The sequence below is a fragment of the bacterium genome, from assembly GCA_019695335.1.
Lineage (GTDB): Bacteria > CLD3 > CLD3 > SB21 > SB21 > JABWBZ01.
The window spans coordinates 30,871-55,566 of sequence record JAIBAF010000009.1; the positions used below are offsets into that span (position 1 = coordinate 30,871).

Annotated in this window: 21 protein-coding genes; 14 read left to right on the forward strand and 7 right to left on the reverse strand. The window is 44.3% G+C overall.

The features are described 5' to 3' along the window. The first annotated feature begins 89 nt into the window (after nt 1-89). Nucleotides 90-3,938 (forward strand): putative Ig domain-containing protein, encoded by a 3,849-nt coding sequence (locus K1X84_03685; GenBank protein ID MBX7150717.1) that lies wholly within the window; start codon nt 90-92, stop codon nt 3,936-3,938. Between the two features lie 132 nt (nt 3,939-4,070). Here the strand turns inward: K1X84_03685 and queA are convergent, their stop codons facing one another. Continuing rightward, nucleotides 4,071-5,099, reverse strand: coding sequence for a tRNA preQ1(34) S-adenosylmethionine ribosyltransferase-isomerase QueA (gene queA, locus K1X84_03690; protein MBX7150718.1), 1,029 nt, complete (start codon nt 5,097-5,099; stop codon nt 4,071-4,073). 178 nt (nt 5,100-5,277) lie between these two features. On the opposite strand from queA, the gene K1X84_03695 reads away from it, so the two are divergent. Next, nucleotides 5,278-5,769: an NYN domain-containing protein gene (locus tag K1X84_03695; protein MBX7150719.1), complete on the forward strand. Its 492-nt coding sequence runs from the start codon at nt 5,278-5,280 to the stop codon at nt 5,767-5,769. Next, nucleotides 5,739-7,139, forward strand: coding sequence for an ABC transporter permease (locus K1X84_03700; GenBank protein ID MBX7150720.1), 1,401 nt, complete (start codon nt 5,739-5,741; stop codon nt 7,137-7,139). Before K1X84_03695 ends, K1X84_03700 begins: the two co-directional genes overlap by 31 nt. Before the next feature lie 37 nt (nt 7,140-7,176). Here K1X84_03700 and K1X84_03705 read toward each other — a convergent pair whose 3' ends face one another. Further along, nucleotides 7,177-7,638, reverse strand: a complete 462-nt coding sequence (locus tag K1X84_03705; GenBank protein ID MBX7150721.1) for an NUDIX domain-containing protein — start codon at nt 7,636-7,638, stop codon at nt 7,177-7,179. Beyond that, nucleotides 7,638-8,321, reverse strand: a complete 684-nt coding sequence (locus K1X84_03710) for a queuosine precursor transporter (protein ID MBX7150722.1) — start codon at nt 8,319-8,321, stop codon at nt 7,638-7,640. Before K1X84_03710 ends, K1X84_03705 begins: the two co-directional genes overlap by 1 nt. A 210-nt stretch (nt 8,322-8,531) precedes the next feature. On the opposite strand from K1X84_03710, the gene K1X84_03715 reads away from it, so the two are divergent. From K1X84_03715 to K1X84_03730, 4 genes are read left to right on the forward strand one after another with little or no spacing between them, the layout of a single operon-like run. Next, nucleotides 8,532-8,966 (forward strand): chemotaxis protein CheW, encoded by a 435-nt coding sequence (locus K1X84_03715; GenBank protein MBX7150723.1) that lies wholly within the window; start codon nt 8,532-8,534, stop codon nt 8,964-8,966. Nucleotides 8,967-8,983: 17 nt separating this feature from the next. Then, entirely contained in the window at nt 8,984-10,864 is a 1,881-nt protein-coding gene (locus tag K1X84_03720; GenBank protein ID MBX7150724.1) for a methyl-accepting chemotaxis protein, read from the forward strand. Nucleotides 10,865-10,896: 32 nt separating this feature from the next. Then, on the forward strand, nt 10,897-13,701 hold the full coding sequence (locus K1X84_03725) for a chemotaxis protein CheW (protein MBX7150725.1): 2,805 nt from the start codon (nt 10,897-10,899) through the stop codon (nt 13,699-13,701). A gap of 16 nt (nt 13,702-13,717) precedes the next feature. Beyond that, nucleotides 13,718-14,503 (forward strand): ParA family protein, encoded by a 786-nt coding sequence (locus K1X84_03730; GenBank protein MBX7150726.1) that lies wholly within the window; start codon nt 13,718-13,720, stop codon nt 14,501-14,503. On the opposite strand, the gene K1X84_03735 is transcribed toward K1X84_03730, so the two are convergent. Both K1X84_03735 and K1X84_03740 read right to left on the reverse strand, forming a co-directional pair. Beyond that, a complete protein-coding gene (locus tag K1X84_03735) occupies nt 14,491-15,495 on the reverse strand; it encodes a trypsin-like peptidase domain-containing protein (protein ID MBX7150727.1) in 1,005 nt (334 codons plus the stop codon). The two genes, K1X84_03730 and K1X84_03735, sit on opposite strands and share 13 nt — an antisense overlap. Before the next feature lie 88 nt (nt 15,496-15,583). After that, entirely contained in the window at nt 15,584-16,114 is a 531-nt protein-coding gene (locus K1X84_03740) for a phosphatase PAP2 family protein (protein ID MBX7150728.1), read from the reverse strand. Between the two features lie 199 nt (nt 16,115-16,313). On the opposite strand from K1X84_03740, the gene K1X84_03745 reads away from it, so the two are divergent. After that, complete coding sequence (locus tag K1X84_03745; protein MBX7150729.1) at nt 16,314-18,401, forward strand: Zn-dependent oligopeptidase; 2,088 nt, start codon at nt 16,314-16,316, stop codon at nt 18,399-18,401. Nucleotides 18,402-18,451: 50 nt separating this feature from the next. On the opposite strand, the gene K1X84_03750 is transcribed toward K1X84_03745, so the two are convergent. Continuing rightward, a complete protein-coding gene (locus K1X84_03750; GenBank protein ID MBX7150730.1) occupies nt 18,452-19,717 on the reverse strand; it encodes a Y-family DNA polymerase in 1,266 nt (421 codons plus the stop codon). A gap of 56 nt (nt 19,718-19,773) precedes the next feature. Then, nucleotides 19,774-20,223, reverse strand: coding sequence for a translesion error-prone DNA polymerase V autoproteolytic subunit (umuD, locus tag K1X84_03755; GenBank protein ID MBX7150731.1), 450 nt, complete (start codon nt 20,221-20,223; stop codon nt 19,774-19,776). A 262-nt stretch (nt 20,224-20,485) separates the two neighbouring features. Here umuD and rplM point away from each other — a divergent pair, with 262 nt between their 5' ends. The 6 genes from rplM (at nt 20,486) to frr (ending at nt 24,626) form a co-directional block, all read left to right on the forward strand. After that, nucleotides 20,486-20,926, forward strand: coding sequence for a 50S ribosomal protein L13 (gene rplM / locus K1X84_03760; protein MBX7150732.1), 441 nt, complete (start codon nt 20,486-20,488; stop codon nt 20,924-20,926). A 26-nt stretch (nt 20,927-20,952) separates the two neighbouring features. Beyond that, on the forward strand, nt 20,953-21,342 hold the full coding sequence (gene rpsI / locus K1X84_03765) for a 30S ribosomal protein S9 (protein ID MBX7150733.1): 390 nt from the start codon (nt 20,953-20,955) through the stop codon (nt 21,340-21,342). A gap of 126 nt (nt 21,343-21,468) precedes the next feature. Continuing rightward, entirely contained in the window at nt 21,469-22,302 is an 834-nt protein-coding gene (rpsB, locus tag K1X84_03770) for a 30S ribosomal protein S2 (GenBank protein ID MBX7150734.1), read from the forward strand. A 36-nt stretch (nt 22,303-22,338) separates the two neighbouring features. After that, nucleotides 22,339-23,220: a translation elongation factor Ts gene (tsf, locus tag K1X84_03775; GenBank protein ID MBX7150735.1), complete on the forward strand. Its 882-nt coding sequence runs from the start codon at nt 22,339-22,341 to the stop codon at nt 23,218-23,220. A gap of 73 nt (nt 23,221-23,293) precedes the next feature. Further along, a complete protein-coding gene (pyrH, locus tag K1X84_03780) occupies nt 23,294-24,001 on the forward strand; it encodes a UMP kinase (protein ID MBX7150736.1) in 708 nt (235 codons plus the stop codon). 61 nt (nt 24,002-24,062) lie between these two features. After that, complete coding sequence (gene frr, locus K1X84_03785) at nt 24,063-24,626, forward strand: ribosome recycling factor (GenBank protein ID MBX7150737.1); 564 nt, start codon at nt 24,063-24,065, stop codon at nt 24,624-24,626. Nucleotides 24,627-24,696: the final 70 nt, after the last annotated feature.

Below are 24,696 nucleotides of genomic sequence, written 5' to 3' on the forward strand. Positions count from 1 at the left end.
TTCGGCGGTATGTATATTCGTGCCGTTGTTTATAACCCCTTTTCCTGAAAAGACTCATTTTCATATAATCGTTTACCGGAGAGATCATTATGGATTTCAAGAACCTTCCATTGTTCCCCTCCTTGCGGATACTCGTTAGAAATGGTTGCCTGGGTTTGGTATTGCTGTTAATCGGCGGTACCAGCATTGTTTGGTCACAGGCCAATCCAAGAGGTGCGTTTGAATATGTAGCCCGCGCGGGCACGTCGGACGACGGAGCGCTGGATATGGTGTATGAAAATAACTTATTATATGTTGCTAATAAGTTCAGTGGATTACAAATCATTGATATTTCCAATTTCAATGCGCCTAAAGTTATTAGCCGTACGCCATCGGCCGGACAGAATTACGGCTTGGCCAAAAAAGGCAATTACATTTATATGGCCGATAACCTTGCGGGATTTCTGGTCTACGACGTTTCTAATCCGCGCAAACCGAAAAAAGTTGCAGAACTTGCTACTAAAGGCGAGGCGTGGGATGTCGAGATCGTCGGCAACTATGCCTATGTTGCAGCAGGCTTGGCAGGGCTGCTTGTCATTGATGTTACCGATCCACTTGCCCCGAAAGAAGTTGGATCGCTTCGCTACGAAAAAGAATGGGATTACGCCCGAAAAGTTTTTGTGACGTCGTCCGGACGGTTGTATGTTGCAGATCGTAAATCGGGGATCCATATCCTTGATATTTCCGTTCCGGCCACTCCGAAAGAAATCAAAAAATATTTGACTCAATTTGCCGTAGGCGTTTATGCTGATGACAACTATGCGTACGTAGCCGACGGTCCGGGCGGTTTGCTGATACTGGATGTAGTTAATCCCGAAAAAATACGGCAAGTTGCCAAGGTTGATCTGCCGGGTCATGCCAACGATGTCGTTAAAATCGGTAACTATGCATACATTGCTATTGATGACGCCGGTATTCGGGCGATCGACGTGACTAATCCGGCCAAACCTTTATTCGATGCGCGTTTTGACACACCCGGTCAGGCATTTAAAGTGTCCAAACAAGATATTTTCATGTTGGTTGCCGATCTGTCCTCCGTGTTGGTGTTGATTCACAATAAACCACCAATCATCTATAAAGTTGGTGATAAAACTATTGCCGAAAATCAAACGCTCAAATTTAAAGTTCGCGGTATGGATCCCGATGGCAATCCCATAACGTTCTCGGGTAATTTTATTCCGGAAGGCGCTGTGTTCGATCCGAAAGATACGACATTCACATGGACGCCGAGTTTCGAGCAATCAGGTAAATACGAAGGCATCGTATTTACAGTTACGGAAAATACACAGACCAAATTATTTTCACGCGATACGATGTCCATTACGGTGACGAATACCAATCGTCCTCCATCCTTACCGGTAACGGGCAATTATACAGTAGATGAAAATAAACCCCTGGCGTTTACGATCAATGCGCCAACCGATCCCGATGTTGAAGATGACGGTAAATTGAAAGTTGCTTTGACGAATCCTCCGACCGGTGCGCAATTCGATCCTGCCAAGCTGACGTTTAATTGGATTCCGTTGTACGATCAGTCCGGGAGTTATACGCTGAACTTTGTCGTCACCGATGGAGCCGGTGCGACGGAAACAAAACAATCGGTGATTACGGTCGTGAATATTAATCGTCCACCGGTATTTGCTGATTTGAAAAATTCGGTTACCGTTGATGAAAACTTACCTCTGAATTTTCAAATTCAAGCGTCCGATCCCGATAAAGAAGATGTTGGAAAATTAGACTATCTCGGATTCAATCTTCCTCCGGGAGCGGCGTTTGATAAATCGACGCAGACATTTTCATGGACGCCCACCTACGAACAGTCCGGCCAATATGACGGTTTATATTTCATCGTCAAAGATTTTGAAGGTTTGACGGATACGGTGTTTACTTCCATCACGGTCAACCACGTGAACCGTGCGCCTTTCCTGGCCAGCATTGTTGCTCAACAGGTGGATGAAGACAAGCCGTTGACGTATAAAGTCACCGGCGATGACCCGGATGTGGAAGACAACGGCAAGCTCACGGTCAAATCGGTTGCATTACCTGAAGGCGCGACGTTCGACGAAGCGACCAAAACATTTTCATGGAAACCGACATTCGACCAGTCAGGCGATCATACGGCGTCTTTCAAAATTTCCGATCCGGCAGGAGCTACGGATGAAATTGCAGTAAACATTGCAGTGAAAAATATCAACCGTCCGCCGACGATTGCAGCTGTCCAAGCGCAAACTGGAGACGAAAACAAAGACTTCACCGTGGTCATTCCTGAAGGACAAGATTTAGATAAGGAAGATATTGGCAAGTTGACTTACTCGGCAGAGAATCTTCCTCAAGGCGCGAAGTTTGATCCGCAAACGCGTACGATCACGTGGTTGCCGACGTATGATCAATCCGGCGTTTATGATGGCATTAAAGTGACGGTCAAAGACGTGCTGGGTTTGACGGCTGTTGTTTCGTTCAAAATTACGATCAACCATGTCAACCGTCCTCCAGTGATGACCGACATTCCGGCACAAACAGTTGACGAGACTAAGCTATTGAGTTTTGCCATTACGGCCTCCGATCCTGATAAAGAAGACGCCGGTAAGCTAACATATGCTGCAGAAAATCTTCCGTCCGGTGCAACGTTCGACGTCAATACGCACCGTTTCTCATGGACGCCGACATTCGAACAGTCGGGTTCATATACCGTTACTTTCAAAGTAACGGATTTTGAAAAATTGACCGATTCGAAAACAGCAACGCTTACCGTAAATAATGTCAATCGTGCGCCGAAGTTACCGGTACTCGCTTCGACAACCGGCGATGAAAATAAAGCGTTCACTGTAACAATCGGAGCGGCCGAAGATCTTGACAAAGAAGATGCCGGTAAGTTGACTTATAAAGCGGAAGGGTTGCCGCAAGGCGCAACGTTTGATGAAAACAGCCGGACGATTTCGTGGACGCCGACATACGATCAATCAGGGACGTACCTCGTTAAGATTACAGTGACTGACGCTGGCGGATTATTGGAAACCAAAAATCAGGAAATCAAAGTTAACCATATCAATCGTCCGCCGGTAATGACGCAGCCGTCCAATCAAACGACGGATGAATCCAAAGCCGTCACGTTTACCGTTGAAGTATCCGATCCTGACAAAGAAGATCAGGGTCGTTTGGTCGTGCGTGCAGATGGTTTGCCGCAAGGTGCCGTATTCAATGCTCAAACACGATCCTTCTCATGGACGCCGACGTATGACCAGGCCGGTGAGTATACGGTTAAATTAACCGTCAATGATGCTGCTGGATTGAACGAATCCAAGAGCGTTACCGTCAAGGTTAATAACGTCAATCGCAAACCGGCTTTGGGTTTGGTGACTAACCAAACGACGACCGAAAGCAAAGCTGTCGCCTTTACCGCGACCGCCACTGATCCTGATAAAGAAGATGCCGGTAAATTAACATTCTCTGCTGATGGCGTTCCGGACGGTGCGACGTTTGGCAGCGACGGTAAATTCTCATGGACGCCGACATACGATCAGGCCGGCGATTATAAACTGACTATTAAAGTTAAAGATGCCGACGGTTTGGAAGATTCCAAATCGATCAGCATTAAGGTCACTAATGTGAATCGTCTGCCTAAGTTGGACGCGGTTTCCAATCAAGACGTAGAGGAAAACAAAGAACTGAGTTTCAAATTGTCGGCTTCTGATGAAGATAAAGACAATAAACTGACGTTTACCATGAGCGGCGCCCCTGCCGGTGCAACGCTTTCGGCTGATGGCAATTTTGCATGGACGCCTAAGGTTGGACAAGCCGGTAAATACACCGTTACTTTCAAAGTTTCCGATGGGACTGCAGTGGATACCAAAGCCGCAACCATTACCGTCGCTAAAGCGCCCGTTGAAAACAAGAATTAATTAATTGATGAAAATTGGTTTGAAATTGAATAGAGCGATCTTCGGATCGCTCTATGTTTTTGTAGCCGGCGGAAAATAAAAAAAGGCTGTCCAAATTTTTTTGAACAGCCTGCAAATAAATTAAGATAATTTTTACTGGATCAACATTGCGTCGCCATAACTATAAAAGCGGTAATTGTCTTTGATGGCTTTTTTGTATGCTTTGAAGACAACTTCTTTGTCGGAAGCGAATGCACAAGCCAGCATCAGTAAGGTTGACTCCGGTAAATGAAAATTCGTGACGAGTTTGTCGACAATTTTAAATTCATACGGAGGATAGATGAAACGATCTGTCCAACCGCGGTGCGGCTTGACGCGATTGAGCGCCGTAACGGCGCTTTCAATACTGCGAACGACCGTCGAACCGACGGCGATGACTTTTCCTCCGGCGTCTTTGGTTTGATTGATCGCACGCGCCGTGATTTCAGGAATTTCAAAATATTCGGAATCCATTTTATGACGGCCGAGGTCTTCGACGGCTACTTTGCGGAATGTGCCGAGCCCGACATGCAGAACCAATGGAACGATTTTGACGCCTTTACGTTTCAGTTTGGTCAATAATTCTTTAGTGAAATGGAGTCCGGCCGTGGGTGCCGCGACTGATCCACGAACGCGGGCGAAAACGGTTTGATAATCGATCTTGTCGCTTTCTTCCGCGTGACGTTTGATATACGGAGGAAGCGGGCATTGTCCGATCTTGTCGATAAATTTATGGAAGTCGCCGTTGTATACGAAACGTACGACGCGTCCACCGGAAACTGTATTGTCGATCACATCGCAAAAAACGCCGTCGACGACAAGCCGGTTGCCGATGCGAACTTTGCGGGCCGGTTTCACCAGAACTTCCCATAAATTATTTTCAAGTTCGCGCAATAAAAAAACTTCAACTTTGGCGTTGGTTTTTTCTTTACGCGCCATCAGACGAGCCGGAAAAACGCGCGTTTCATTGACAACTAAACAATCGTTCTTAGTAATGTATTCCGTAATGTCTTTAAATTTTTTATCTAGAAGGCTCCCGTCGCGGCGGTTAACTACCATTAATTTTGCATTATCCCGAGGATCGACTGGATATTGCGCAATGTATTTTTCGGGTAATTTAAATTTAAAATCCGATAATTTCATAGAGCCTCTATATTTGAATTATTTGAAGAATTTTCTAAAATCGCGTAAATATAATAAAAATAATATGCGAATGCAATAAAAATTTAAATTAACCGTAAAAACTGCCATTCTGACACTGTTATGTCAGAAGATACACTGTTAAGTATAGTTGAATCAGCTAATTACCTATTGATAAATAATGAGTACAAAACAACAATATATCATTGACGGCTACAACATGATCCATAGAATAGAGCGCTATCGGTCATTGTTGGTCACAAGTTTAGAAAGTGCGCGTCAAGGTCTGTTGTTGCAATTATCTAACTTTCGTGTACGTACATCGGTGGAGATATCGGTTGTATTCGACGGCCAAAAATTATCGCAGCAAAAAACGTATGGAATTAAAGTATATTATTCGGATCGTCCGAATAACGCCGATGATTTTATCAAGGGCCTGGTTGATACGCTTAAACATCGCAACATGGTGACTGTAGTAAGTTCGGACAAGGAAGTGATGTGGTACGCCAAAAACAGCGGATGCGGTGTAGTGAGTGCAGAAAATTTTCAATCGCGACTCGAGCAGGCTAAAAGCCATTCAACCGTCAATGAAGAAATAGGCGGAAAATCCAACCCGAATCTTTCATCGAAAGAAATCGATGAATGGATGAAATTATTCAACCAAAAGCCGTGAACTATTCTTTACGATCATTTCGTTTTTATTCCACAGCATCAATCATAACCATAATCGCCTGTACGATTATCCTGATTAGAATCGATCAATTTATCGAATCGTGGATATCGTTGCTTTTGTCTTTCTTTCTTGTTTTTGGGAATCTGTCGGAATTACAAAAAATTTTTAACGGCGGCGTGATTGAACATTGGCTAGCGGCTGTAACATTGGTGGTAATGCTCATCAGCGGTATTGGCTTTCACTTTCGCAAATCAGAACATAAGAATCGGTTGCACATACTGCAGAATAATTACGTTGCCAGAATTGCCGGCGTTATCGTGATCGGATTGTATACAATGATTCTGTTGTGTCCGATGGTTGCGCCGTACGATCCTGATTTCCAGCAAGATATTATCGTGACGCGTTACGCTCGTCCACTACAAACGATTCCTTATCTTAAATTGAAAGCACCAGACAAAATTGACTTACCGTTTCGGCAGGGCGATGGGGTAGTAGTGCAGGCTGTCAATCGATTGATCCGGGCAAACTATCGATTGTTGAACCGAAACGAACGGGCAATTTATGTCGATCAATACCATATTAACCAGCAAGCGGTGTTTTACAAACAAGGCATTCAGAACAAGCAAATCAATATCTCTGAATTAATTTCGTATGATGAATCGGAGTTTGCAGGAAAACGTTTGTATGTACTCGGATCGGATCGATACGGAAGGGATTTGTTAAGCCGGATAATTTACGGTTCTAGAATTTCTTTGATCATCGGATTGCTGGCGGTTGTCATAGCCGTGACGCTGGGCGTTGCCATCGGCGCCGTTGCGGGATATTTCGGAAAATTTACCGATACTGCACTCATGCGTTTCGTCGATTTGATGCTATCGTTTCCCAATTTATTTTTGGTGTTATTGGTAATGGCGCTGTTTGGCAACTCGGTTTTTCTGATTATTCTGGTTTTGGGATTGACAGGTTGGATGGGCGTGTCGCGTTTGATTCGCGGGCAAATTCTTTCATTGAAAGAAAATGAGTTCGTGCTCGCGGCAAAGGCGATGGGATTTAGTCATACGCGAATTATTTTCCGGCATTTGGTGCCGAATGCGATGGCGCCCGTGATCGTTGCGGCAACGCTGCGGCTCGGGGGACTGATTTTAGTCGAAGCGGGTTTGAGTTTTCTGGGACTTGGCGTACAACCGCCGGCCGCAAGCTGGGGAAATATTATCAATGAAGGGCGTGATACGTTGATTCAAGCGTGGTGGATTGCGACATTTCCGGGATTGGCTATTGTATCGACCGTGATTTGTTTTAACGTACTTGGGGACGGATTGCGTGATGCGCTTGATCCGAGAATGGCTACCGATAAACGAGTGGGAAATTAAAAATAGAATCTCGATTCTCCGCGCTCAGGATGAAATACTACAATTCAATTTTAACAAATTTACTGACTTCTTTTTTGGAAACAATAAATTCGTGTACAATCTTCAAACCCTCTTTTTGTGCCGGCCACGGCAAAGCTTCCAGCGCTTCTTCATAGGTCATCCATTGATAATCCGAATGTTCGTGCGACAGTTTGATATCTTGAGATGTTACTTCGGCGGCAAAAACCGGGATCATATTGATCCGGTCGTGTGAAGCTTCATAAAAACTATTGATGAACGGCACCGTCCAAAAATGAACGGGCTTTAATCCTGTTTCTTCTTTGAGTTCGCGTAAAGCTGTTTGATACGCTTTTTCGCCGTTTTCAATTTTTCCACCGATCATGCGCCACGAATCAGCGTATATTACTTGACCGGCTCGCTTCAAAAGTAAGTACAACGGTTCGTCGTCCTCGAGACGAAATACATGACAATCGATTACTCGGCAGATTATTTCCGGCATTAGGGCGTCTCCTCGGCGTGGTGGATCATTTCTTTCGCTTCACGTCCCAAATAGCGGTCGATCAGAAAGTGCGCGAGATAGATCAACGGCGTAAGCAGGATCGCGAGCACGAACTTATAAATATAATTAGTAATTCCGATATTTACAATCTGATCAAATGCGATTTTTCCTGAAAAAGCAATAAACAGAACTACAAATGAATCGATAAACTGAGATACAAACGTCGATCCGGTTGCGCGTAGCCACAAAAGTTTTTCATGCGTGCGTTTGCGAATCCAATGAAATATCTGGATGTCAATTAATTGTCCGATGAGATAAGCCGTGATCGAGCCGAGGATAATGCGATTCGATTGACCGAAGACACCGTTGAACATCTCGTCGGTTACGGGTGAAATCGGCGCCGCCGGAATCGACATATCGATCAAAAGAGCCACGTAAGCGATAGCGATCATCACCATACCGATGATCGTAACAAAACGAATGCCGGGTTTTCCATAATATTCATTAATTAAATCGGTAACAATGAATGTAACAGGAAAAGGAACGACGCCCATCGTCATAGTAAAAATCAATGATTCCGTAATCGGCCATTGAATAAGTTTGCTGCCCGTAATTTCTGCGAGGATAAGCGCTGTTAAAAAAATACCCATCAAGATACAGTACAACTTCTGCTCTTTATTCATAACACTCTCCAATAATGTCAATAAACGATTTTTAAAAATATGAGGATTCGGGGATAGAAATGCAATAACCTATTGAAATAAGAAATTATTTTGTCTATTTTTACAACCGTTAAGTTCGTCCCATCCCTTGCAGCTTGGAGAGGACATTTTTTCGACCCTAAATCGTAGTCCTCGCAATAAAGCTTATCAAACCTGAAATTCAGAATTTGTATGAAGCAATTCGTTAAATTTAATATTGACGGTGAAGTTTTCGGCGCCGACGTTTTTGCCGTGAGCGAAATCTGCCGCGATACCGGTATTACCAAGGTTCCGAATACATCACCGGTCGTCGAAGGCGTCATTCAAATCCGCGGCAAAGTGATTCCAACCGTTGATTTGCGTAAGCAATTGGGTTTAACGCCATCGGAAAATTCCAAACGTCGGATTCTGATTACTAAAATTCAAAATCGTATATTGGGTTTTGTAGTAGGAGAGATCGACGGATTTGTGGCAGTGTCTTCCGATGCGGTCAAACCGGCGGCGTCTGAAGCGCTAAAATTGGAACGGAAGTGGATCGAAGCGCGCGTCGATCACCCGCAAGGAACGTTTTGGGTAATTAATTTTGAAGCGATTCTCGCCCTGCTCGAAGAACATCATCGCGTCTAAGTTTAGGAGACCGTGACATGCTTAGCCATTTAAACATACAGCTTAAAATTCTGCTCGGCTTTACGTCCATCCTCCTCTTATTACTGCTTAGTACCGTTATTTCCAATGAATTTGTTGCCGATGTGAATGAGGATATTCGTTTCCTGAATGAAGTTTCTAATCAACTCGTAAGTGAGGCCGGCGAAACGGCCGCTTTATTACTCAAAGCATCATCGGAGCTCGAAAAATATAATCGCGAAAATAATAAAGACGTTGTTGTACAAATCGGCGAACGCCGGGATGAGTTGATCAAAAAACTTACGGAAATTTTGGTTAAAATCGATCAGACTAAAAAACACGTCAAAAATGATAAACTCAACGAGCAACTGGCTGAAGCTCAAAAAAATCTTGAACGGTACGAAGGATTTTCCAGCCAGATCATGTTCAAACACCGTGTGTTACTTGAGACACGTTTTCTCAGCCAGATCCAGAAATTGACCGCTGAGAAAGAAGAACTGATGGCGCAAGTTCGCATGCATGAAGAAGCGACGTCGAAAAATCTGCAGCAAATCGCCATTATCGCACACGAGATTAACCGCAGTGCTGTCAAGAAAGCCATGGATACCACGGCTACAGTTAGCCGTACGATGATTATCGGTACGATCGTATCGATTGTACTCGGTATCATTCTCGCCATTTTTATCGGGCGTGATCTGTCAGGACCGATCAACGAGTTTTCGCGTTTCATGGATAAGATCGGCTTGGACATGAGCCAGCGTTTGCGCGTGCAGCAAAAAAACGAGATCGGAAAACTCGCAACACAGTTCAACGAATTTCTGTCAAATTTAGAAAATAACCTGAAGCAAGTTTTCGTGTCATCGGAATCCACACTGAAACATTCCGGAGCGATGACCGGTAATGTGGAAAGTTTCGTTTCGCAAACGCAGGATCAGTTAGACGAGTTAAAACAAGTCGAAGGTATGTTAGATCATCTGGCCAACGATACACAAGGAGTCGTAACGTCGTTACGCGAAGTTGAAAAACTGGGCGAAATTAACGGAAGCCAGGAAAAGATTCATCAGACCATTCAAAACATGGATGCGACGCTTCAGGAAACTTATAAAACTATCCGTGAAACACGCTCCTCCCTTACGTCCGTCAGCGTCGTAGCGCAGGATACGATGCGCGAAACCGAAGCATGGGACCGTTCCGTAGTGGACAGCGAGAAAGTCATTACGGATATGATCGGGCTGACGCAAAAAGTTGAAGCAAATGCCCAGCAGATGGAAGAGACGATTCGTACGATGAAAGATATTTCCGACCTCGTACACGTACTGGCGTTGAATGCTTCACTGGAAGGAGCCAAAGCCGGGGAATATGGAAAAGGTTTCTTAAATGTTGCGGATCAGTTGCAAACCGTTTCAAAACGCGTCGATTCTTTGGCCGCCGAGGTTAATAACCTGATTAATGACGACCGGCATCGTGCGGATCAGGTGCGTACGTTCGGTCAGCGTTTGGCGGAGTGTTTCAAAACATCGAAAGCTCAAAGCCGCACTGCGCACGAACATATGGTCAAACTAACGGAAAGCTCGAAGAATTATACCGGTCAATTGGATCGGCTTTCAGAAACTTCTTCGGCAATGACCAATCTGCTCGCTTCGGTCGAAGAATGGACTGAAACGCACGAACAACACATTTCGAATTTAAAAAATCAACTTGTGCAGATTTCACAACAGGCATTCGGCGAAAATGCGAAGATGGAAAGAACCGCCGATTCGGTGCGTATGGCTATCAAAATATCGAAAGATACATTGGTTTCAGCAGCAGCCAATAAAGACAGCATTACGCAATTGTCTCTTTCGACCAAACAATTATCCAAATTACTGGAAAATTTTAAAGTAGGTAAATCGCGGTATTAACCGGTCATTCATGTATTAGGAAGGATCACGTCATGGCGATGTATGATCGTGAGCAGGTGGAATTGTTTCTTTCACAAGCCCGGAAGAATCTTCTGACGATCAAGAACGATCTTAATCGTTTTGAAGATGAAATAATCGATGACACTCATTTGGTGCAAATGGCTGACGGAATGTATAGCATTAAAATTGCCGCCGCCCAAGCCGGTTTGCCTAAAACACAGGCATTAGCCGACGCGATGGAACATGCGGTGAATCATTTCGTGAAAGAACCGGACCAATTTGATTTTGCCGCCCGTCAAACGTTGCTGGAGTGCGTGCATGCCCTGGAAAGAAGCGTAACGGCTTTGTCACAGGATATGGAAGAACCGGATACGGAGGAAGCCGTAGAAAAAATAAAAACTTTCGAAGCGGATGAAGAAAACGGGGAGATTGCCGAATCACCGGCGCCGCTTCCTGTTCAGCCGGCAATTCTTTATCAGGCTATCAACGATCACGCCGAAGAGTTTTTGCATTTTAAAGAAAACGTTGAAGCACTTCTGAATAAATTGGCCAAATTGATTCCGGAAATGGAACGCAAACACAAGTTGTCCGACCAGAGAGAAATTTATGAATTGCTGGACGACCTGATCATGATGGCCGAGTATCGGGGATTTGATCACGTGTGGCGCTTTATTGGCGACCTCAAAAAGAAAGTTGTTCTTGGCGGAGAAAGCATGCAAGCGCTTGAGAGCGCGGTTTCGCAAATGATTTCGCTTGATCCGCGTACTGCTTCGCTTTTGGAAAGTGAGCATCCGGCTACGACCGGTCGGACGGCGCAGCCACAACGCACCGTCGGAAAAAAATTTCAATTCAATATCGATACTGAATTGATGCAGGCCCTTGAGATTCATCTCGATGTCATGAATCCTCTCGTCCATGATCTCGGCAGCGAGATGACACGTACGATGTATGTGGATTCGGTGGAAAATCTTTTGACCAAAGCGAGGGCTATGGCGTTGTCCTGGCTGGAAGAATTAATGTACGGCCATAAAGAGATGGTCAAATATACATTGGATAACCATTCCGAATTGCGGACTGAACAAATCGAAAAAATTCAGGACGACTTACTGGCATTAAATGCGCTGGTGGATGAAGCGCGTCGCAAGATGGTGGCGACCGGACAAAATTTACGTCAAAGCAGGAAAGGACCGCGCGATGAGGATCAGCGTGAAAAAAGCCGGAAGGAAGTACTGTACACGGTGGTCAATCTGCATGTGATTTTATCAGCCATCGAAGCGGAGGAAAAGACTTTTCAGAATTATCACAAATACAGGCATCTGCTGGGTCAATTGTATTCGGCATCGTCCCGCCTGCGTTACGAAGACATCAAGCGGCTGGCCGAAAAACAGCAAGCCATTATCGAACGGGCGCTTTATAAAACAGCGCGCCACCTGACTAAAAAAGAAATTGAGCGGCTGTCGGAATATCTTCGCGAAACCGTTCAATGGATGGCAGAAAAAACCGATCTGAAAATATCGGACTTTATCCAAGATGGAAAAGTTATCAGCCAAAAATTCATTCTGGACGAATTACTCAATAACCTGGATTCGCAGTATGTCCTTCAACACCGGCTGCCGGCTGAAACAGGCAAAGTCAATGCGATGATGGATTCCGTGGTGGCGCTGGCGTTGAGCCAGTCGGGTTTTATTCAATTGCAGGAAAATTTCGAAAAATTATACGATCGGTGGCGCGATGGAAAAACAGACGATGTCTTATCATTGATGAAAGATTTCAGCGCCCGGATGGAAGCGTCGTTGGATATGCTGAATAAAATCACTATGGAAATGGAAGACACGGTGACGTATATCCGCGAAGTGCCCGTTCATTATTTCTTTAACCGCATTCAGAAAATGGCCAAAGATGCCGCCGACCGAAACGAACGGAAATTATTTTTTACCGCAACCGGCACTGATACGACAATTGATCTGAATCTGCTTCAGGATGTCGAAGATCCGCTGTTGCACATTTTCAAAAAGAAAATCGATTCCGGCGTTGAAAAAAACGATACTATGAACTTACGAATTCATGCCTTTGAAGAAAACGATCAGATTTGCTTTGCGGTGGAAGATTCGGCCCATGAACTTGATCCGGATGTAATTTTTAAAGAAGAACGCACCATTCGTTCGAACAGTGAGCTTCTGGGTTTGTCCCGTACGGAAAAATTGAATTTGATTCTGTCGGCCATATTCGGCGTCAATGTCGAATCGCCCGAAGCACGCGCGAGCGGAGTCAGCTTTGTCCGCCGGAATCTCGAGAAACTTCAGTGTTCGATGGATCTGGAAACATCGGGCGATCATACCACCAAACTGATCATCAAAATTCCACGGCGTCCGGTTTTCTTCCGCGCCATGTTAGTCCGTGTTTTAAATTATGTATATTGTATGCCGGCTCGGCCTGTGATCGAAACCCTCTCAATTGCCGCGGAAAGTATTTTAAAAATTGAAAATCATGAAGTGTTGCGTTATCACGAAAAACTGATTACGCTATTACGATTGACGGATATTTTCAACCTGGAATCGGTTCAGACCGGCGAGACGCAAGCGGTCATTGTCAACATCGGAACAAAAGAAGTGGCGATCATGATCGACGCTTCATTAGGCGAAAAAGATATCGTCATTAAGCCCATGGAAGAAGAGTGGGTCATGGCGGCCGGAGTGTCAGGAGCGACGATTCTCGGTAACGGCGATATAGCGCTGGTACTGGATCTGAGAGGATTAACAGAAATGGCGTTCGAACGGGAAAGGGCGCTGAGACAATATTTAGCGTCGTTGAAATCGACGGAGATGGAAACGGCTTAACGAAACTCAATCATGTATGGCGAAAGTAATATCCATTGCTAATCCCAAAGGCGGGGTTGGAAAAACAACGACCGCTATTAACCTCGGTGCCAGTTTTGCATACGCGGGCTACAAAACGCTGGTGATCGACATCGATCCGAGCGGGGCGGCAAGTATTGGTCTCGGACTAAATAAGGAAGAAATCCGGCAGGGCGTGTATGAAATTTATAAACGTCAGGACGGACTTGATGTGGATTTTATCGAAGATTGTATTCATTCGACGTCGATGGACGACTTACACATTATTCCCTGCAACGTATGGGCCAGTGAGCAGGAAGAAGAATTATTCTTGATGGCATCCAAGCTCGCTCGCTTACGTTTGATCCGTAATTATCTGAACAAGAAATATCATTATATCATTATCGATTGTCCACCGTTCGTCGGCAATCTCACGGTCGGCGCTTTGGCGGCGTCGGATTCCATTATCATTCCGCTCCAATGCGGTTATTTATCTTTGAAAGCGCTCAATCGTCTCATGAAAGTCATTCGTAAAATTCAGGATGGCATGAACTACGGGCTCAAAATCGAAGGCATTTTGATCACGCTGTACGAATACGGAACCAATGTGTGTATCAAAACTGAAAATGAAGCGCGAATGGTTTTCAAAGAAATGGTGTTTGACATAAAAATCCCCAAAAACGTTAAGCTCGGCGAAGCCGTTTTCAATGGTAAACCCGTTGTTCTCTATGATTCTAAATCGGTCGGTACCAAAGCCTACCTTCAATTAGCTGCGGAAATTGTCGAACGCGATCAAGTACTCTGAAAGCTTCTATGACTTCGACACGGGGTAATTTTCAAATCTTTTAATTCTGATTGTCTCAACACTGTGATGACCGATGAAAGGCCTATATATTTTTCGGTCAGAATTTTATGCAGATCGTCCATTCCGTTGATACGGTGATGATCGTAATGCGTAATGACATCGCCGTCCAATATTCCTGCATGCTGAGCCGGACTTCCCGGTTCGGTTGATACGACACGCAATCCTTTTTCCGTTTCCAATTTTAACGTTCGGACAAGAAACCGGGGTATCGTAATATTTTGACCGCCGATGCCAATATAGCCTCTTGAAATACGCCCGTCGCGAATCAATTGCATGGCAATGATTTTGGCCGTATTGATGGCGATGGCGAAACAAATTCCCTGTGCCGGCAAGATGACAGCTGTATTAACGCCTATGACTTCACCGCGCGAATTGACCAAAGGGCCGCCTGAATTACCGGGATTGAGTGCGGCGTCGGTTTGAATCACGTCGTCGATCAGGCGTCCGGACTGAGAACGCAATGAACGGCCCAGCGCACTGACAACGCCGGCCGTGACCGACGACTGAAATCCGTACGGACTCCCGATCGCTATCGCAAGCTGGCCAACCTGTACGCACGACGAATCGCCGAGTTCTGCCGGCAAAAGATCATGCGCACCAATCCGTATCACGGCGATGTCATTATCGGGATCGTGGCCAATGAGATCCGCGTCGTACTGACGACCGTCAGTCAAGGTTACTCGAATTGATGATGCGTGTCCGACAACGTGGCTATTCGTCAGAATAAAACCGTCGGGCGTAAAAATAAAACCCGATCCGGAGCCTCGTTGATTTTTATGCTGGATATCGATATGGACAATCGATGTCTGCATCGTACGATTGACCGCTATGACTGCATTGGAATAAGCATCAAGTAAAGCAGCATCATTATCATTGTGCTGAGAAATTTCAGATAGATGTGAAGGCGCCGATAAATGAAACGTTTGAGCCATGGGAATTCCTTTCGTTGTGAATCGTATAACGGCTCACTATCGTAAACTATTCCCGACGGCATTACTCTATAGGGATAAAACAGGCAGATTAAATAGCCAGCCAAAGTGATGTTTTCGCGACAACATAACCTAAAACGGCGCCAACGGCTACGTCTGTAGGATAATGAACGCCGAGGTAAATGCGCGAAAAACCAATCAACAGCGCCCAAATCAATGCAGGAACTTGAACAGCGGGATAAAAATGGCTCAATAATATGGCCATTAAAAAAGCAGCCGCGGTATGGCCGGAAGGAAAACTAAATTCATCAGGCGGGGCGATGAGAAATTTCATTCCAGGGATTGTATTAAAAGGTCGTGCTCGTTTGATCGTGCGTTTAATGATCGTGTACAATGGAATCTCCAATGCATATGCCATCAATGCGGCCATAAAGAAATTTCGTCCGTGCGTTGGTTCCAACAGCAATAACAGTATGCCGATCAATCCGTAAATATAACCGTCACCGCTTTTCGAAATCCAATAAATCGATCGGTCGAATAAAGCTTTTCCATTCAATCCGAAAATTGTTTGAAAAGCTATGGTATCCCAGCGGTGTAATATTTGACCAAAATCGCGAATCATAAAGTTTTCATTAAATTTAATTGGCGGTAATCTAATGAAACATTGTTAATGCATGATAAAATGAATATTATCTCAATATTTTTAAACACCTTGGAATGTTAATTTTTTTGAAACAAATGCCCGGTTTTTACGTCTCTCGCAATGCCATTCAAATCTGATTTTATTAAATTTCTTTTACCTAAATATGAGGAGATGACTTATGAAAAAACATTGGAAAACCTTTTTTCTGTCTGTTTTTGGCGTATGGATTTTGCACCATTCTGCAACAGCCGGCGAAGACGGTAATGTCAGCAATCCTTTATTTGCCGAATTCAATCAGATGATGGAATTGAGCAAGCTTAATAAAGATCACATTGCTAATGCCGCGACGACGATAATCGAACAATCGAAGAAATCGCTGGAAGTTATTTACGCGATTAAAAAAGAAAATCGCACATTCGATAATACTTTGTTGGCTTTTGACAACATTCAAAATGATTTCGGCAAAGTAACTTATCTGGTCTATTTGATGAATAACGTTCAACCGAATGCCGATATCCGTGACCAGGCCCGTGCCTCGTTTGGTGATCTGGATAAATTCAGTACCGATATGGGCCTCGATGAGCAATTGTATAAAGCCGTCAAGGAGTATTCGGAAACTGCCGAAGCCAAAAAACTTACCGGGTACAAAAAACGATTCTTAGATGAAACCTTGCGTGATTTCGAGCGGAACGGTTTTGCACTTTCCAAAGAAAAGCGTGATGAACTCAAAACTATTCAAAATAAATTATCCGATCTTTCGATTGCGTTCAGCAAGAATATTGCCGATTACAAGGATTTTCTGATTGTAACTGAAAAAGAAATGGAAGGCCTTCCGGAGGATTACAAAAAGCAACGTAAACAGGAAGACGGCACGTATAAGATTGATCTTTCTTATCCTTCCTATTCCGGTTTTATGAAATCGTCTGAATCCGAGTCAGCGCGCAAAGCATTATATACGAAATATATGAATCGCGCGACGGATAAAAATTTAGATGTTCTCAAGGAGATGTTGATTTATCGTCAAAAATTAGCTTCACTGCTTGGCTACAAAACGTTTGCACAGTATCAGACCGAAACACGCATGGCGAAAAACCCTAAGAATGTATGGGATTTTGAAAATCGTATGATCGATAAAATCAAAGTCAAAGCCAAAATAGATTACGATGAGTTGCTCGATGTCAAACGCAAGCAACTCAACGATCAGTCAATCAACGTCGTTCAACCGTGGGAATCTTCTTATTACAATAATATTCTGCTCAAAGAAAAGTACCAAGTCGATCAGGACAAAGTAAAAGAATATTTTGAGATCAATAACGTGATGAGCGGGCTTTTTCAGATTGCGCAAACCTTGTTTGATGTAACGTTCGATGAAATCAAAAATCCTTCCGTATGGCATCAGGATGTTCGGGCATTCGAGGTTAAACAAAACGGAAAAGTCATTGGAAGATTTTATTTCGATTTATTTCCCCGCGACAATAAATTTACTCACGCCGCATGTTTTGCAATGGTCAAAGGGAAAACGACCGTTAACGGCTACCAGATTCCTTCCGCAACATTGGTGTGCAATTTTCCAAAACCGACAGCCGATCAACCGGCACTGATGTATCATTCGTTGGGCAGTGCATCGGTCACGACGTTTTTCCATGAATTCGGCCACGTTCTGCATAACATGTTGACGCAGTCGGATTTGTATTCGTATGCCGGAACGGCCGTCCCGCGCGATTTTGTTGAAGCGCCTTCACAGATTTTTGAAAATTGGACATGGAATTACGACGCCCTGAAAATGTTTGCCCGTCATTATAAAACCAATGAAGTATTGCCAAAAGATCTGTTTGATCGGATGGTGGCTGCCAAAAATGTCGGATCCGGTGTTGCTACATCTTATCAGGTTTTTTACGGTGTACTCGACATGACCCTGCATGATCAATACGATCCAAACGGCAATGAAACGACAACGGAAGTTGTCAAACGTCTGCAGGAGAAAATCCTGCTTTATCCGTATCTTGAAGGAACGGCATTTCAGGCAGGATTCGGCCATTTGACAGGTTATGCTGCAGGATACTATGGTTACCTGTGGGCGGAAGTCTATGCACAGGATATGTTTTCAGTTTTTGCCAAAAATGGCATCATGGATAAAAAGACCGGAAAACGCTACCGCGATATTATTTTAGCCAAAGGCGGCACGGAAGATCCGTTAGAATTGGTCAAACAATTCATCGGACGTGAACCCAATGAAGATGCGTTTTTAAAATCGCTGGGATTATAGAAACAATAATAATTCGAATCGTAAAAAAGGCGCAACGATGGTTGCGCCTTTTATTTTGCCAGTACTACCGGTAGTTCATTCCACCGTGTGGTGTAATTAGGAGAACGTTTTTCGGATAACATGCGCCAGCGCTGACTAATGCCCGTCGATGCGTAATGTACCGTATGCGTTCCCATGCTATGATTGATTTGATCCAATACGTTCATCAGCTTTTCTGAGCGTTCGCGATCTTTGGTATCAAGCAAACTGCCCTGGATGCTTTCCCTGGACGTGATGCCCGTCAGGATGACCCCGGCTTTTTTGTAGCGGTAACCCTTCCTGAAAATCTTATCCAAAACTTGAAGAGCGTGCTGAATCATTTCGCCCGTATCATCGGTTGGCACTTGAAAAGTCCATGATGCGGACTTGTAATATTGTTTAGCCGTCTCGGAAAAAGGATTGGTGTGTAGAAATACGGTTAGCATTTGCGCAACGGAATTTTGTTTACGCAATTTTTCTGCCGCCCGCGTAACGTATGTTGCAACGGCTTCTTTCAGATCGTCAATTTCAGTTACAATTTTTCCAAATGAACGGGTTGACGCAATACCTTGTTTGGGCGGCGGACATGCGTCTAATGGCAGGCAAGGAATTCCGCGTAATTCCCGAACCATCCTCGCACCGACAACGCCGAATTGTCTTCTGATCCACGATTCTGAAGCATTACGTAAATCCCATGCCGTACTAATATTATATGTCAATAACGTTTGTGCGATGTTCCTTCCGACGCCCCATACGCTTTCAACGGGCGTTTTTTTCATCCACACTTCCTGCTCGGAATCGGTTACCAATTCGAAAACGCCATTCATATCAGGATTTTTTTTGGCAATGCGGTTAGCGATTTTGGATAGCGTTTTCGATGGAGCAATGCCGATCGATGCCGGAATGCCGGTACATTGTCTGACACAGCGGCGTATGGTTTGTCCATAGTCGGTTAAATTTTTGTGATCAAATCCTGAAAAATCGAGAAAGGCCTCATCAATAGAATACAATTCTATCGATGGTGTGAACTGGGACAAAACCCTCATGACTCGTTGCGACATGTCTCCGTAAAGGGCGTAGTTGGATGAAAAAACCTGTATGTTGTGCTTACGGATCAAGGACATGGCCTTATAAAGCGGTTCGGCCATGGGGACGCCTAGTTGTTTGGCCTCTTCAGAACGGGCGATGATACAACCGTCATTGTTCGATAAAACGACGATCGGTCGTCGTCGCATGGCGGGATTAAATACACGCTCGCACGACGCATAGAAATTATTGCAGTCAACGATTGCAATCATGACTTACAGAAAATATTGTTATAGAAAATACGTAAAATCAAATCTGTTGTAAATTATTACACCCAATGAATCACAGCCGTCACGACGCCCCAGATTTCAAAGTCGGCGAATTCAGAAACTTCGATAGGAGGATAATTTTCATTTTCAGGAACGAGAAATAATTTATTCTTCGTTTTACGAATTCGTTTCACGGTCAATTCACCATTGATCACGGCGATGACGATTTTTTTATCGGTTGGCTCCAGTGAACGATCAACAATCAGAAGATCGCCGGATTGAATACCCGCTTTGGTCATAGAATCGCCGCTAACCCGGACGAAAAACGTTGCGGCGGGATGTTTAACCAATAACTCATTAATATCGAGATTTTTATCGATGTAGTCGTCGGCGGGTGATGGAAATCCTGCAGAAACGGCTGTTTGAAAAAGAGGCAATTCTTTTTTGACCGGTTTAATACGGCCGTTTAGCCCGTGAATTGCTGTTTGTGTATCGTGTTTCTTTTTCATGGCGAAATATGAATAGTTCGCAGGATAGAATCAAGGCTAGAAAGGAAAATTAATTTCCCTAAATGTAAAAAAACCTTGCATTGTGAAAGTCGCTTTATTATATTGCCTGCCCTTAATATCAATACTCTAACCTTACGGTTTGAACAGGCAAAGCCCAATTGATTTTAAGCGATTTACGTGTCACAAATGGCCGTAAAAAACAGAGATTAAAAAATAAAAATTTAGATATAATAAGCGCCTCTATACTGAAGGAGTTACTGTTGTGAAAACTTCATTTAAAACCAAAATGCCGAAAGCGGATACCATTCAAAGAAAATGGTATATTGTCGACGCGTCGGACAAGACGTTAGGACGTTTTGCCAGTCACATTGCGGCGATCTTGAAAGGTAAGAACAAAGCGTATTATGCGCCTCACGTCGATTGCGGCGATCATGTCATCATTCTTAACGCCAAAAATATTCGCTTGACCGGCAAAAAAACAAAACTGAAAGAGTACGTTCACAATACGATGTATCCTGGCGGACAACGCGTTGAGAAATTTGAAGAATTGATCCGTACAAAACCGGAGCGCATTCTGTATTACGCAATTCATGGCATGTTGCCCAAAAATCGTCTTGGAAGCGTGATGATCAAAAAACTCAAGATTTATGCGGATGACAAACATCCTCATGCCAGCCAGAATCCCGAACCATTGAGCTTATAAAAAATATTATAGAAACAGGAGTATTTATGAGTACAGCCATTACCGCTGTAGGCCGTAGAAAAACTTCCAGTGCGCGCGTGACATTGGTGCCCGGCACTGGCAAGATCACCGTAAATAACAAACAACTTGCCGAACATTTCAAACGCGGTACGGAACAGCTTCATGTGGAAGAGCCTATGAAGGCTACAGAAGCAGGAGCTAAATATGACGTGATCGCCAATGTTCGCGGCGGCGGCAAAAGCGGCCAAGCCGGTGCTGTACGTCTGGGTATTGCTCGCGCTCTCGTCAAAATCGATGAAGAATTGAAAAAATCGTTGAAACCGCTTGGCATGATGACCCGCGATCCGCGTATGAAAGAACGCCGGAAATACGGTTTGGCCAAAGCCAGAAAACGTTATCAATTTAGCAAACGTTAATAATCAACCAATCACACTTTTGGATTTGCGCAGGGGTGTTCCGGCCATTGCTGGAATTCTGACGCAAAAACGACAAAAGTGGTCGTATAACCCAAACCCTTTAAAGGAGTTCGTATGATCGAAGAAATGCCTGTAACGTCGTTCGACAGCAAGAAAAAACTTGAAGAGTTGCTGGCGGCCGGCGTTCACTTTGGCCACCTGACGCGCCGTTGGAATCCGAAAATGAAGCCGTATATCTTTATGGAAAAAAACGGCATTCATATTATGGACTTGAAAAAAACGGTCGTGTCGTTGCAGGACGCCTGCAAAGCAATTGCTAAGATCGTGGCTAATGGCGAAAAAGTTCTTTTCGTCGGAACCAAAAAACAAGCAAAAGAGATTATTAAAACAGAAGCTTCACGCGCCAATATGTTTTATGTAACGGAACGGTGGCTTGGCGGCATGTTGACCAACTTTTCGACGATTCGTAAAAGCATCAAGCACATGAAGAATATCGAAAAGAAAGAAACCGACGGTACGTTTGAAAAAATTACCAAAAAAGAACGGTTGACACTTGAACGCCAGAAAATGAAATTGAAATCCGTTCTCGAAGGTATTGAAGACATGCGGCAGTTGCCCGGAGCGATCTTTGTTGTTGATACCAAAAAAGAACACATTGCTGTCAAGGAAGCAAATGTGCTTGGCATTCCGGTATTTGCTATTGTCGATACCAATTGCGATCCTGATACGATTCATTACGTTATTCCCGGTAATGACGATGCATCGAAATCTATCCAGGTAATTACGAAAACAGTTGCCGATGCGATTACAGAAGCCAGCCAGCACATAGTGGCCGTTCAAAAAGAAGTGAAAGAAGTAGATGAAGAACGCGTGAAAGATGAAACGCGTATGAAATACGAAGAAGATGAAAAATTTGCCAAACTCAAAGGCGGTAAAGAAAAAGACGTCAATCTGAAGTAACCGCATACCGGAGATGGTACAGTAAAGGAGTGATGAATGTCGACAGAAATTAGCGCCTCCGCCGTCATGCAATTGCGTGAAAAAACCGGCGCAGGGATGATGGATTGTAAAAAAGCGCTTGCGGAAGCCGGCGGCGACACGGAAAAAGCAATTGAGATACTGCGTCAAAAAGGTTTGAAAAAAAGCGCTGAAAAAGCCGACCGCGTCGCTAAAGAAGGTATTGTATTGGCTAGCGTCAACGATGCAAAAAATGCGGGTGTCATGATCGAGATGAATTGTGAAACCGATTTCGTGGCTCGTAATGCTGATTTTGTTGCGTTCGCGAATAAAGTTCTGGATGAAGTTCGCAAAGCTAAACCGGCGAATGTCGACGCATTTTTAAATGCGTCCGCTTCGTTTAGTAACGGTAAATCCGTTGGCGATTCCATTGCAGAACTGACCGGTAAAATCGGCGAAAAAATTGCCTTCAAAAGATTTACGACCGTGGATGCAGCCAGCGGTGTCATTGCCGATTACATTCACCCCGGTAATAAGCTCGGTGTGTTAGTTCAATTGGAAATTGAACATTACGATGCGTCGGTTCAAGCCGATGCCTACTCTCTTGCTCGCGATATTGCGATGCAAACGGCAGCGATGAGCCCGATGTATGTGAACCGTACGGAAGTTCCGCAAGAACTGCTTGAAAAAGAAATGGCCATTTTGCGCGAACAAGGCAAAAATGAAGGCAAACCGGAAAAAGTTCTGGAAAATATCATCAAAGGCCGTCTTGAAAAATATTTGCAGGAAATTTGCCTTGTGGAACAGATTTTTGTAAAAGATTCTTCCAAGACGATCAAAGAATTAGTCAACGATTTTGGGAAGAAAATCGGTAAAAAAGTCGCCGTTCAGAAATTTGAACGTTTTCGACTTGGCGATTGATTTTAATCAAAACCACGAATAAATTTATTCGTGGTTTTTTTATGCCCTTTTAAACCTGCGAGGAATCATGCCCATACCCGTTTTCAAACGTATTCTGCTGAAGCTCAGCGGCGAAGCGCTGATGGGCGAGCAGGGATACGGCATCGACCGCACCATTCTGACGCAAATTGCCGAAGAAATCAAAGACGTAAAATCGCTGGGAGTTGAAGTGGCCGTCGTAATCGGCGGCGGCAATATTTTTCGCGGCTTGGCCGCGAGCGCGCAAGGGATGGACCGGGTATCGGCCGATCACATGGGTATGTTAGCTACTGTGATTAATTCACTCGCGCTGCAAGATGCGCTCGAAAAGCAAGGTCTCTTTACGCGCGTTTTAAGCGCTATCAAAATGGAACAAGTTGCCGAGCCCTTTATTCGCCGGCGCGCAATCCGCCACCTTGAAAAAGGCCGTATTGTGATTTTTGCCGCCGGTACGGGCAATCCTTATTTTACAACCGATACGGCGGCGTCATTGCGTGCCATCGAAGTGGAAGCGGATGTGATCCTCAAAGGTACCCGGGTCGATGGCGTCTATGATTCCGATCCTGAAAAAAATGCTGATGCATTTAAGTTCGACCGTATTTCTTATCTCGATGTCGTAAAAAAAGGGCTCAATGTCATGGATATTACGGCGGTAACTTTATGTATGGAAAATAAATTGCCGATTATTGTGTTTAATCTCAAAACTCCCGGTAATCTGAAAAAGCTTATTTTGGGAGAAAATGTTGGAACAAGGGTTCATTGATTTTTTTATTGCAAAATTGTATCTTGAATCAGGAATTTGAACGCGTGTAAAGGAATGGTATATGTTTGACCTGAATAAGCAATATCACGACACAGAAGAAAAAATGAAGAAAAGCATCGAATCGGTGCGTCATGAATTATCGCATCTTCGTAGCGGCCGCGCCACAACGACGTTGCTTGACGGCGTCAAAGTTGATTATTACGGCACACCAACACCGCTCAATCAAGTAGCCAATGTCGGCGCTCCGGAAGCGCGCCTTTTGACCATTCAACCGTGGGACAAAAGTATGGTTCCGGCTATCGAAAAAGCGATCCTCACATCCGACCTCGGACTGAATCCGACGAATGACGGTACTATGATTCGCATTCCGATCCCGCCGCTTAATGAAGAGCGCCGTAAAGAATTGGTCAAGCTCGGAAAGAAATATGCCGAAGACGGACGGATTGCTGTACGCAATATTCGCCGTGATGCGAACGAGCATATCAAAAAAGCCGAAAAAAATCATGAAGTATCGGAAGACGATTCTAAGCACGCTCAGGACAAAATTCAGAAAATGACGGATTCATACGTTAAAAAAATTGACGAAATGTTGGTGATTAAAGAAAAGGAAATAATGGAAGTTTGAGTAGGTTCTAAATTTTTGAATTGTAAAAAGGCTGCCTTATCCCAAAGCAGCCTTTTTTATTATAATCCTG